This window comes from Sphingomonas sp. CCH21-G11 (assembly GCF_001555965.1).
Classification (GTDB): Bacteria; Pseudomonadota; Alphaproteobacteria; order Sphingomonadales; family Sphingomonadaceae; genus Sphingomonas.
This window is the reverse complement of record NZ_LSHX01000042.1, coordinates 78,466-90,079: the sequence shown is the minus strand read 5'-3', so window position 1 is coordinate 90,079 and position 11,614 is coordinate 78,466. Positions and strand designations below refer to the sequence as shown.

The window sequence follows — 11,614 nt, the reverse complement described above, 5'->3', positions numbered from 1 at the left end:
CGCCGACAGCCTGCGCGCGATGGAGCCCGCCTTGCCCGCGCCGGCCGACCAGTTGCTCGATGCCGACACGCTCGCGCACGAACTCAACATTGCCGAGGTTGCCGACGGCGTGCTCCCCCACTTCCTGCGCGAACAGCGGCCGCCCAAGTCGGCGGCGCGCCAGGCGGCGGAGGACGCGGCGGCGATCGAGAAACGCTGCCTCGCCGCGATCGGGAAGTTCAATAGCGGGGAGGACATGACCGACGAGGAATTCGCCGACGCCTGCTATTATCTCGATCCCGCCAGCAATCCGCCACCAAAGCTCCGCCCGCGACGCGGCCGGCGATAGTGTCAAGCCAGTGTCAACTTCCGCGACAGGCCCCCGCGCCACGCGCCCTTGCCCGGCGGGGCGCGTCTAGCCCTTGATGTTCACCATCGCGACCGGCTTGTCCTTGGTCGACGGGTTGGACGCGTTCTGCTTGGGCGGGCCTTCCTTCTTGGGTTTGCGGATTTCGCGATTCGATTTCTTCTGGCTCTTGGCCATGACGGGTTCCAATCGGGGCGACAGGCCCCGCCGCGCCTTTAGCCTGTCACGCCCCCGCCGGCCCCATCAATTCGGCAGCGGCGGGGCAGGGTGCGCGCCTCACGCCGCCGCCACCGCCGCGCCGCCCGTGCCCGGCTGCACCGCCGCCGCTTCCTCGCGCACGCGCAGCATGGCGAGCGCCGCGATGGTCAGCACGCCGGCGGCAAAAGCCATCGTCCAGATCGGATCGCCGGGGAAGAACCGCTTCATGATCGATCCCATCACGGTCGCGACCAGCAATTGCGGCACCACGACGAACACGTTGAACAGCCCCATGAAGATGCCCAGCTTTCGCTGCGGCAGGTTCGACGCCAGGATCGCGTACGGCATGGCGAGGATGGAGGCCCAGGCGATGCCGATGCCGACCTCGCTCGCGATCAGCATCTGCGGGTCGCGGAACGCGAAGAAGCTCGCATAGCCCGCCGCGCCGCACAGCAATGCGACGACATGCGTGCGCACCCGCCCGATGCTGCGCGCCAGGACGGGCAGCAGCGTCAGCGCGGCGATCGCCGCCACGCCGTTATAGGTGGCGAACAGCACGTCGACCCAGTTGGCACCCTGTTGATAGGCCGGCGATGATGCGTCGGCGGCGCCATAGAAATACTGCGCGACCACCGGGGTCGTGTTGATCCACATGATGAACAGCGCCGACCAGCTGAAGAACTGGACGACCGCCAGCCGCTTCATGATGTCGGGCATGCCGGAAAAATCGCCGACGATGTGGCTCAGCATGTTCGCCTTGCCCCCGCCGCGCGCCATGCGGATCGCGACCATGCTGGCCAGGCCGTAGCCGGCGAGCAGCCCGCCGGCCAGATACACTTCCTTTTCCAGCCCCAGCAGGCCGACCGCCGCGATCACCGCCGCCCCCGCGCCGATCCAGATCAGGCACGAGGTCAGGCTGCGCGCCGCCAGCACGCGCACCGTGTGCTGCGCACCCTCCTCGTCCGCCGCGCCGTCGAACGCGGTCATCTGCGCGGGCGAATATTCGCGCGTCGTCACCACGGTCCAGGTGACCGCCAGGAACAACGCCGCCGCGCCGAACCAGAACGCGTAGCGGACCGTGTCGGGAATGCCCCCGGCGGCGGCATGGTTGGACACGCCCCATTGCTCGAGCGCCCAGGGAAAGATCGATCCGATCACCGCGCCGGCGCCGATGAACGCGGTCTGCACCGCATATCCCGCCGCGTGCTGGTCCTTGCGCAGCATGTCGCCGACGAACGCGCGGAACGGCTCCATCGATACGTTGAGCGACGCGTCCAGCACCCACAGCATGACCGCGGCAAAGATCAGCACCTCGCTCAGCGGCATGACCAGCAGCGACAGCGTCGCCAGGATCGCGCCCGCCAGGAAATAGGGGCGCCTGCGCCCCAGCCGGCCGATCCAGGTGCGGTCGCTCATGTGCCCGATCACCGGCTGGACCAGCAGCCCGGTCAGCGGGGCTGCGACCCACAGCGCGGGCAGGTCGTCCAGGCTGGTGCCCAGCGACTGGAAGATGCGGCTCATATTGGCGTTCTGCAGCGCGAAGCCGATCTGGATGCCGAAAAAGCCGAAGCTGATGTTCCACAGCCCCCAAAAGCCCTGGCGCGGCTTTTCCATCGTTCAGACATCCCTCAATCATGTGTCGGCGGGTGGCTTCTTGCGGCCGTTCCCGTCAGGCTAGGCCGCTTCGACGCCCCGGCAAAGCCGGGCGCGGCGCGGCGGCTTCACGTATTCGTATGCGGGTGCGCGTGGATCTGCGCGCCACAGCTCTGGCGCACGCGCAGCTGCACGGGCAAAAGCCGGCCCGGCGGCGTGCCGTCGCGGATGTGGACGATCAGTGCGTCGACCAGCGCCTGGCCCGCCGCGCGGGCGTCCTGCTGCACGGTGGTCAGCGGCGGCGTCGCCTGCGCGGCGGCGGGAATGTCGTCGAAGCCCACGACCGCGACGTCGGCGGGCACCGCGATGCCGCGGGCCTGCAAGGCGTGCATCGCGCCGATCGCGATCAGGTCGCTCGCCGCGACGATGCCGTCGAACGCGACGCCCGCCTCGATCAGCCGCGTCGCGGCGTCGTGGCCCGCCTGCTCCAGCGTGATCGCGTCGATTTGCAGCGCCGGGTCGCGCGCGATGCCCGCCGCGGCCAGCGCATCGACATGCCCCAGATAGCGGTCGCGGAACTCGGGATAATGATCGTCGCACGTGCCGATGAACGCGATGCGCCGCCGGCCCTGCGCGATCAGGTGGTCGGTCGCCAGCCTGCCGCCCGCGCGGTTGTCGCAGCCGATGGCGGTGTCGCGGTCCCCCGGCTCGGGCGATCCCCAGCGCACGAAATGCGTGCCCGCCGCGACCAGCTGCTCCAGCCGCGGGCGATAGAGCGCATAGTCGCCATAGCCGAGCAGGATGATGCCGTCGGCCTTGCCGCTGTCCTCATATGCCGTGTGCCAGTCGCTGGTCAGCTGCTGGAACGAGATGAGCAGATCATATCCCGCCGCGGCGGCGCTGCGCGTGATCGATCCCAGCATCGACAGGAAGAACGGATTGATCAGCGAATTGTCGGCGGTCGGATCCTCGAAGAACAACAGCGCCAGCGTCTGCGCGCTTTGCAGGCGCAGGTTCGATGCGTTCTTGTCGACCGTGTAGTTCAGCTCGCGCGCGATCTGCTGGATGCGCGCGCGGGTCTCCGGGCTGACCGCCGGGCTGCCCCGCAGCGCGCGCGACACGGTCGGCTGCGACACCCCCGCCAGATAGGCGATGTCGAACGATGTCGGTCGCTGCGACGCCGGGCGAGACACGCGGCTGTTCCTCTCCACCATGACGGGCGCGGTGCTTCTGCGGCTGTCGCCCCGCTCCACTGCTAATGCGGTTGTCGGCGCGGAACAAGTCGCGCACCGCGCGTGGTTGTGGCTCCGGCGCAACACTTGCGCGCTCCGCCGCACCGCAACAGCATACGTATGCCCCCTATTCGTCGGCGGGGTCGTCGAATTATCGAAGCCGACATTCGGCGGACCGCGCGTGGCGGAACCGTCACATCGACAGTTTTCGGGGCCAGGGCGGGACGACAATCGCCCAGCGTCGCTCAAGGGGAGGAATTCATGATCCGTCTTTCGAACACGCTCGACCGCCGTCTGCGCGGTGCGCTCGGCACCAGCGCCACCGCGATCGCCATGGCGCTCGTTTCCGCCACGCCCGCACTGGCCCAGGACGCCGAGCCCGCGCCGCAGGAAGCCGCGCCGGAGGATACCGGCGACGGCGAGGACATGGTCGTCATGGGCTATCGCGCCGCGGTCGAAAGCGCGATCTCGGTCAAGCGCGAATCCAGCGGCATCGTCGAAGCCTTCTCGGCCGAGGACATCGGCAAGCTGCCCGACGTGTCGATCGCCGAAACGCTGGGCCGCCTGCCGGGTCTCGCCACCCAGCGCCTCGACGGGCGCAGCCAGGTGCTGTCGATCCGCGGCCTCGGTCCCGACTTCTCGACCACGCTGCTGAACGGCCGCGAACAGGTGTCGTCCAGCGACAACCGCGGCGTCGAATATGACCAGTTCCCCGCCGAGCTGATCAGCAGCGGCGTCGTCTACAAGACGCCGTTCGCGGGCCTGATCGGCCAGGGCCTTGCCGGTTCGGTCGATCTGCGCACCATCCGCCCGCTGGCGGCGGGCAAGCGCGTCATCTCGCTCGCGGGCCGCTATGAGCTCAACGAGCGCGAGCAGCTGAACCCGGATTCGCCGCGCGACGGCTATCGCGGCACCTTCACCTTCGTCGACCAGTTCCTCGACGGTCGCCTGGGCGTCGCATTCGGTGTCGCGTATCAGTCGTCGCCGACCCAGATCCAGACCTTCGAAGCGTGGGGCTTCCCGACCTTCGACTTCAACAACGACAATTTCGGTATCCGCAACACCCGTGGGACCGCCACCACCAGCGACGATACCTTCACCGTGCGTCCCGAATATGCGCCCTATGTCGGCGCCGGGGTGATCGGCGGTGCCAAGCCCTATGTGAAGAGCACCGATCTCGACCGCCTGGGCATCTTCGGCGCGATCGAGTTCGAGCCGCTGGACGGCCTCAACGGCACCCTCGACATCTTCTATTCCGACTATTCGGAAAAGCAGTATCTGCGCGGCATCGAACTGCCGCTCTACTGGGGCGACGCGATCCTCCAGCCCGGCGGCACGGTCGAGGATGGCCTGATCACCAGCGGCACCTATACTGGGCTGAACCCCGTCGTCCGCAACGACTATAACCGCAAGGACACTGAAGCGCTCGCGGTCGGCTGGAACACCAAGTACGAGGACGATCAGTTCCGCGTCGAGCTCGACGTCAGCTATTCGCGTTCCGACCGCGAGGCGGAGGGCATCGAATCCTACAGCGGCCTGAGCTACGGCCGCGGCCTGCCCGAAGACACGCTGACCTTCTCGCGCCAGTCGGGTGGCATCTACCAGTTCGGGACCACGCGCAACTATGCCGACACCAGCCTGATCCGCCTGACCGACCCCCAGGGCTGGGGCGCGGGCAACGACCTGGTCCAGGCCGGTTTCAACAACTCGCCCAACACGCTCGACGAGCTGGCGCAGATCCGTTTCGCGGCGAAGAAGAAGTTCAGCGAGGAAAGCTTCTTCAGCGGCGTGGAAGTCGGCACCAACATCGCCCGTCGCACCAAGGAGCGCGATTTCTTCCAGACGTTCCTGACGCTGCCCGGTGCGACCAACTCGCTCGCCGGCGGGGCCACCCGCACCGCGCCGATCCCCGCGGAGGCGCTGCGCGGCAGCAACACCGGCCTCTACTTCCTCGGCTTCGGCGACCAGGTCACCTATGATCCGCTCTACCTGATCGCCAACGGTTTCTACAACCAGGTCTCGGTCGCGGCGTCGTCGTTCAGCGTGCCGCAGGACTGGCAGGTCGACGAGAATGTCTGGACCGGCTGGGTCCGCCTCGACATCGACGGCAATGTCGGCTCGCTGCCGGTGACCGGCAATCTCGGCCTTCAGGTCGTCAATACCGACCAGACCGCAACCGGCGCGCGCATCGTTGGCGGTGCCGGCGGCAGCGCGGGAACGATCAATGCGGTGTTCCTGCCGGTGGTTGACGGTGCGAGCTATGTGAACTGGCTGCCGAGCATCAACCTGAACTTCCAGGTCGCGCCCAACACCCAGGTTCGCGTTGGCGCGGCCCGCACGCTGGCCCGTGCGCGCATGGATCAGCTGAACGCCAGCCTGTCGCCGTCGGTCAACCTGACGCGGCTGACCTCGACCGATCCCAACCAGGCGGCGTTCAGCGCGTCGGGCGGCAATGCACGGCTGCGCCCCTATCTCGCCGACGGCGTCGACATCTCGGTCGAACATTATTTCGGGCGGCAGGGCTACATCTCGGTTGCCGGCTTCTACAAGAATCTGCGCGACTTCGTGAACCCGAACGACGCGTTCCTCACCGACTTCTCCTACCTGATTGCCAGCGAACTGACGCCGGCACAGGCGGCGGTGCTGGGGACGCCGATCGGCATCACGTCCGGCCCGACCAATCGCGGCGAGGGCTCGCTGAAGGGTGTGGAAGCGACGCTGTCGCTGCCGCTCGGCCTGCTGACCTCTGCGCTCGAAGGCTTCGGCATCCAGTCGAGCGGCTCCTACACCGACAGCGAAGTGACGCTGGGCGACAATCCGGATGCGATCACCGTGCCCGGCCTGTCGAAGTGGGTGGTCAACTCGACCGTCTATTTCGAACGCTGGGGCTTCGAAGCGCGCGCCAGCCACCGGTATCGCTCGAGCTTCCTCGCGGAAGTCCAGGGCATTTCGGCGACCCGCAACCTGCGCACTGCCCGTGCGGAATCGATCATCGACGCCCAGGTCGGCTATCGCTTCAAGTCGGGCGCGCTCGAGGGGCTGGCGCTCACCATTCAGGGCCTGAACCTGACCGACGAGCCGTTCATCACCTTCCAGAACGACTCGCGTGCGGTGATCACCAACGAGTCCTACGGCCGAACCTTCCTGTTCGGCGCGACGTACAGCTTCTAAGCTCGTGGCGCACGACCGCCGCCGGGCATGGACCGGCGGCGGCGCGTCGCGGGAGAGGAAGAGCCGATGATGCAGTCCGATCAAGGCACGGGCCCGGCGAAGATCCGGGTGGTGATCGTCGGCGGCGGCACGGCGGGGTGGATGACCGCGGCGGCGTTCGGCCGGCTGGCGGGCGCGGCCTGTCAGGTCACGCTGGTCGAATCGGAAGCGATCGGCACCGTCGGGGTGGGCGAGGCGACCATCCCGCAGATCCAGCTGTTCAATGCCGCACTCGGGCTCGACGAGGCAGAGTTCCTGCGCGAGACGTCGGGCACCATCAAGCTAGGCATCGAGTTCCGCGACTGGCTGCGGCCCGGCCATGCCTATATGCATGGCTTCGGCACGATCGGGCGTGGCCTGGGCCTCACCCCGTTCCATCATTACTGGCTGCGCGCCCGCGCGCTCGGCATCGCCGACGCGTTCGGCGCCTACGGGCTCAACAACGTCGCGGCCTATGCCGGCAGGTTCGCGCGCGTCGATCCGGTGCGGCACGCCCCCGCGCCCGCCATGCCGTACGCCTTTCACTTCGATGCCGCGCGTTATGCCGCCTATCTGCGCGGCAAGGCGGAAGCCGCCGGTGTTGCCCGCGTCGAAGGACGCATCATCGGGACGCGGCTGGCCGACAATGGCGACATCGCCGGCGTCACGATCGATGGCGGGCGCGAGGTGACCGGCGACCTGTTCATCGATTGCTCCGGCTTTCGCGGGCTATTGATCGGCGAGGCGCTGGGTGTCGGCTATGAGGACTGGCGCGACTGGCTGCCGTGCGACCGCGCGCTGGCGGTGCCATCGGAAAATGTCGCGCCGCCCGATCCGTTTACGCGCGCCACCGCGCGCACCGCGGGCTGGCAATGGCGCATCCCGCTCCAGCACCGCACGGGCAACGGCTATGTCTATGCCAGCCGGTTCGTGAGCGACGACGCGGCCGCCGCGACCTTGCTCGCCAATCTGGACGGCCCGGCGCTGGGCGATCCCCGCCCGCTGCGCTTCACGCCGGGCAAGCGCCGGACCTTCTGGCATCGCAACTGCGTCGCGGTCGGGCTGGCCAGCGGCTTTCTCGAGCCGCTCGAATCGACCAGCATCCATCTGGTCCAGACCGCGATCTCGCGCATCCTCGCCTTCCTGCCGGCCGGCGCGATGGCGGAGGCGGATCGCGCCGAATACAACCGGCTGACCCATTTCGAATATGACCATATCCGCGACTTTCTGGTGCTCCACTATCACGCCAATCAGCGGCACGGCGAACCGTTATGGGACCATGTCCGCACGATGGCGCTGCCCGGCGAACTGGTGCGCAAGCTCGACCTGTTCCGTGCCTCGGCGCGTGTGTCGCGGCGCGAGGACGAGCTGTTCGCCGAACCCGGCTGGCTTCAGGTCATGATCGGCCAGGGCGTGCTGCCCGACGCCTGGCACCCGCTCGCCGACGCATTGACCCCGGACCAGCTCGCCGATTTCCTGGGCGCGGTCCGCGACATCGCGGCCAATGCGGTGTCGGCGATGCCCAGCCATGCGCGCTTCCTCGACGGCATCGCCGCGGCACCGGCCACGCCACTGAAGGTCGCGCGATGATCGCGTTTCGCGCCCTCGCGCTCGCCGCCGGCCTTGCGCTCGTCATGCCCGCCGCCGCCCAGGATCTGCGCCAGCGGCCACCCGAGGACGAGGTGATCTATTTCGTCCTGCCCGATCGCTTCGCCAATGCCGATCCCGCCAACGACACCGGCGGCATCCGTGGCGACCGGCTGCGCCACGGCTTCGATCCGACGCACAAGGGCTTCTATCATGGCGGCGACCTGAAGGGGCTGATCGCGAGGCTCGACTATATCCAGTCGCTGGGCGCCACGGCGATCTGGCTGACGCCGGTGTTCAAGAACAAGGCGGTGCAGGGCGCGCCGGGCGAGGAAACGTCGGGTTATCACGGCTACTGGATCACCGACTTCACGACGGTCGATCCGCATCTCGGCAGCGAGGCCGACTTCAAGGCGCTGGTCGACGCGGCGCACGAGCGCGGCATGAAGGTCTATATGGACATCATCGCCAACCATACCGCCGACGTCATCCACAATGTGGAATGCGGCGACCGCGCGTGCGACTATCGCGGCCGCGCCGACTATCCCTACTCGACCGTCGGCGGCGTCGACGGCGCGCCGATCAATCCGGGGTTCGCCGGCGACCGGGTGATGACCGCGGACAATTTCGCGCGGCTGACCAACCCCAACTTCGCCTATACGCCCCGTGTCGCGCCGGGCGAGCGACAGGTGAAGGTGCCCGCCTGGCTCAACGATCCGATCTACTATCACAATCGCGGCAATTCGACCTTTGAGGGCGAAAGCTCGACCATGGGCGATTTTTCCGGCCTCGATGACCTGATGACCGAACATCCCCGCGTCGTGCAGGGGATGATCGACGTCTATGCCAGCTGGATCGACCGGTTCGGCGTCGACGGCTTTCGCATCGACACCGCGCGTCACGTCAATCCGGAATTCTGGGCGGCGTTCGCGCCGGCGATGCTGGAACGCGCGAAGGCGCGGGGCATTTCCAATTTCCACATCTTCGGCGAGGCGGCGTACAACGATCTGGAGCCCGGGCTGCTCGCGCGCCATACCATCGTCGACAAGCTGCCGAGCGTGCTCGACTTCGCCTTTTCGACCGCGGTGCGCGAAACCGTTGCGGGCGATCGCGGCACCGAACGTCTGGCGCGTCTGTTCGAGGGTGACGCGCTCTATGCCGGCGGCGAGCCGGCGGCGCTCAGGCTGCCGACCTTCATCGGCAACCACGACCAGGGCCGCTTTTCGACCGCGGTGCGCCAGGGGCATCCCCGCGCCAGCGAGGCGGAGATCGCGGCGCGCGTCCGCCTGGGTCATGCGATGCTGCTGCTGCTGCGCGGCGTGCCGACGATCTATTATGGCGATGAACAGGGCTTTTCGAGCGACGGCCGCGACCAGGACGCGCGCGAGGACATGTTCCCCACCCGCGTCGCCTCCTATCTCGACAACCGGCTGGTCGGCACCGATCGATCGCCGGGCGCCGACCATTTCGCCGATCACCCGCTGCGCGCCGCGATCGCCGAGCTGGCGCGGCTGCGCACCGGCCACGCCGCGCTGCGGCGCGGGCTCCAGCTGACCCGCGCGGCGGGCAAGACGCCCGGCCTGTTCGCGGTCAGCCGCTTCGATCCCGATGACGGCCGCGAATATCTGATCGCCTTCAACACCGCGGCCACACCCTGGTCGGGTCAGGTCGAGGTCGATCCGCGCCGCAGCGGCTTCGCCCCGCTGGGCGGCACCTGCACCGGCGCGACACTGTCCGCCCCCGGCAGCGTCGCGCTTGCGCTCGCGCCCTTCGCTTATTGTATCCTTGCGTCCGGAAAATGAACTCGATGTCCGCGTTGACCAAACCCCAGCCGTCTCCCGCTCCCGACCATCCGTGGTGGAAGGGTGCGGTGATCTATCAGATCTATCCGCGCAGCTTCGCCGACACCAACGGCGACGGCATCGGCGACCTGCCGGGCATTACCCGGCGGCTCGACCATGTCGCCGAACTGGGCGTCGACGCGATCTGGGTCTCGCCCTTCTTCACCTCGCCGATGCGCGACTTCGGCTATGACGTCGCCGATTTCTGTGGGGTCGACCCGGTGTTCGGCACGCTCGCCGATTTCGACGCGCTGGTCGCGCGCGCCCATGCGCTCGGGCTCAAGGTGCTGATCGACCAAGTCTATTCGCACTCGTCGGACCAGCATCCCTGGTTCCGCGAAAGCCGGTCGAGCCGCACCAATGCCAGGGCAGACTGGTATGTCTGGGCCGATGCCAAGCCCGACGGCAGCCCGCCCAGCAACTGGCAGTCGGTGTTCGGCGGCCCCGCCTGGGCGTGGGACGCGCGGCGCGGCCAATATTATCTGCACAATTTCCTGGCCGAACAGCCCGACCTCAACCTGCATAATCCTGAAGTGCAGGACGCGATCCTGGGCGTCACGCGCTTCTGGCTCGACCGCGGGGTCGACGGCTTCCGGCTCGATGCGCTGAACTTCGCGATGCACGACCCCGAGCTGCGCGACAATCCGCCCGCGCCCGACACCGGACGCGTGCGCACCCGTCCGTTCGATTTCCAGTTGAAGCAGTTCAACCAGAGCCATCCCGACATCGTCCGCTTCATCGAACGGCTGCGCGGCGAGATCGACCGCTATGACGGCATCTTCACCATGGCCGAGGTCGGCGGCGACAATTCCGCCAGCGAGATGAAGCTGTTCACCGCGGGCGACCATCGCCTGAACAGCGCCTATGGCTTCGACTTCCTCTATGCACCGCATCTGACGCCGGCGGTGGTGCAGGGTGCGGTCGATGCATGGCCCGACGCGCCGGGCATTGGCTGGCCAAGCTGGGCATTCGAGAATCACGACGCGCCGCGCGGTCTGTCGCGCTGGGCAGCGCCCGAACATGCGCGCGCCTTTTCGCGCGTGAAGATGCTGCTGCTGATGGCGCTGCGCGGCAACGTCATCCTCTATCAGGGCGAGGAACTGGGCCTGACCCAGGTCGACATCCCCTTTGACCAGCTGCAGGATCCCGAAGCGATCGCCAACTGGCCGCACACTTTGTCGCGCGACGGCGCGCGCACGCCGATGCCGTGGGAAAGCCAGGCGCCCGACCTTGCCTTCGGATCGGACAAGCCGTGGCTGCCGCACGGGGTCGATCATGGCGCGCTGGCGGTCGATCGCCAGCGGCGCGACGCCGATTCGCTGCTCAACTGGACGCGCACGCTCATCCGCCTGCGCCGCGACCTGCCGGCGCTCGGCGTGGGTGACCTGACGGTGCGCGTCGCCTCGGATGCGCTGCTCGTGTTCGAGCGCCATCATCCGGGCGCTGCCACCGTCATCTGCGCGTTCAACCTGTCCGCCGAACCGGTGGACTGGACCGCGCCCGCCACGATGGTGACGCGCGCCGCGACGGGGGAGCGCGACCGCGCGACGCTCGGGCCCTTTGCGGGCGTCATCGGTACGGTGGGCTGATGCGCCCGCCGACCCGCAGCTTTCAGTCAGGGAGTAGGA

General features: G+C 67.9%; 8 protein-coding genes. 5 read left to right on the top strand and 3 right to left on the bottom strand.

Features of this window, described 5'->3' with window-relative positions; genetic code table 11:
• Positions 1 to 328: hypothetical protein (locus AX676_RS12205; protein ID WP_231734719.1), on the top strand; the 328-nt coding region annotated here is incomplete at its 5' end.
• A gap of 66 nt (positions 329 to 394) precedes the next feature.
• Here AX676_RS12205 and AX676_RS18470 read toward each other — a convergent pair.
• The 3 genes from AX676_RS18470 to AX676_RS12195 form a co-directional block, all read right to left on the bottom strand.
• Positions 395 to 523, bottom strand: coding sequence for a hypothetical protein (locus AX676_RS18470; protein ID WP_269450169.1), 129 nt, complete (start codon positions 521 to 523; stop codon positions 395 to 397).
• A 99-nt stretch (positions 524 to 622) separates the two neighbouring features.
• On the bottom strand, positions 623 to 2,158 hold the full coding sequence (locus tag AX676_RS12200) for an MFS transporter (RefSeq protein WP_066480646.1): 1,536 nt from the start codon (positions 2,156 to 2,158) through the stop codon (positions 623 to 625).
• A 107-nt stretch (positions 2,159 to 2,265) separates the two neighbouring features.
• Positions 2,266 to 3,330 (bottom strand): LacI family DNA-binding transcriptional regulator, encoded by a 1,065-nt coding sequence (locus AX676_RS12195; RefSeq protein ID WP_231726093.1) that lies wholly within the window; start codon positions 3,328 to 3,330, stop codon positions 2,266 to 2,268.
• 300 nt (positions 3,331 to 3,630) lie between these two features.
• Between AX676_RS12195 and AX676_RS12190 the strand changes: the two genes are divergently transcribed.
• From AX676_RS12190 to AX676_RS12175, 4 genes are all read left to right on the top strand, one after another.
• Positions 3,631 to 6,540: a TonB-dependent receptor gene (locus AX676_RS12190; protein ID WP_066480647.1), complete on the top strand. Its 2,910-nt coding sequence runs from the start codon at positions 3,631 to 3,633 to the stop codon at positions 6,538 to 6,540.
• A 66-nt stretch (positions 6,541 to 6,606) separates the two neighbouring features.
• Complete coding sequence (locus AX676_RS12185; RefSeq protein ID WP_231726598.1) at positions 6,607 to 8,148, top strand: tryptophan halogenase family protein; 1,542 nt, start codon at positions 6,607 to 6,609, stop codon at positions 8,146 to 8,148.
• Positions 8,145 to 9,947: an alpha-amylase family glycosyl hydrolase gene (locus AX676_RS12180; protein WP_066480648.1), complete on the top strand. Its 1,803-nt coding sequence runs from the start codon at positions 8,145 to 8,147 to the stop codon at positions 9,945 to 9,947. Before AX676_RS12185 ends, AX676_RS12180 begins: the two co-directional genes overlap by 4 nt.
• Positions 9,948 to 9,952: 5 nt before the next feature.
• Positions 9,953 to 11,575 (top strand): alpha-amylase family glycosyl hydrolase, encoded by a 1,623-nt coding sequence (locus tag AX676_RS12175; RefSeq protein ID WP_066480843.1) that lies wholly within the window; start codon positions 9,953 to 9,955, stop codon positions 11,573 to 11,575.
• Positions 11,576 to 11,614 lie beyond the last annotated feature (39 nt).

Excerpts from the sequence above, each read along its gene's own strand:
- AX676_RS18470 (WP_269450169.1), bottom strand. The coding sequence starts at position 523 with ATGGCCAAGAGCCAGAAGAAATCGAATCGCGAAATCCGCAAACCCAAG.
- AX676_RS12200 (WP_066480646.1), bottom strand. The coding sequence starts at position 2,158 with ATGGAAAAGCCGCGCCAGGGCTTTTGGGGGCTGTGGAACATCAGCTTC.
- AX676_RS12190 (WP_066480647.1), top strand. The coding sequence starts at position 3,631 with ATGATCCGTCTTTCGAACACGCTCGACCGCCGTCTGCGCGGTGCGCTC.
- AX676_RS12185 (WP_231726598.1), top strand. The coding sequence starts at position 6,607 with ATGATGCAGTCCGATCAAGGCACGGGCCCGGCGAAGATCCGGGTGGTG.
- AX676_RS12180 (WP_066480648.1), top strand. The coding sequence starts at position 8,145 with ATGATCGCGTTTCGCGCCCTCGCGCTCGCCGCCGGCCTTGCGCTCGTC.
- AX676_RS12175 (WP_066480843.1), top strand. The coding sequence starts at position 9,953 with ATGTCCGCGTTGACCAAACCCCAGCCGTCTCCCGCTCCCGACCATCCG.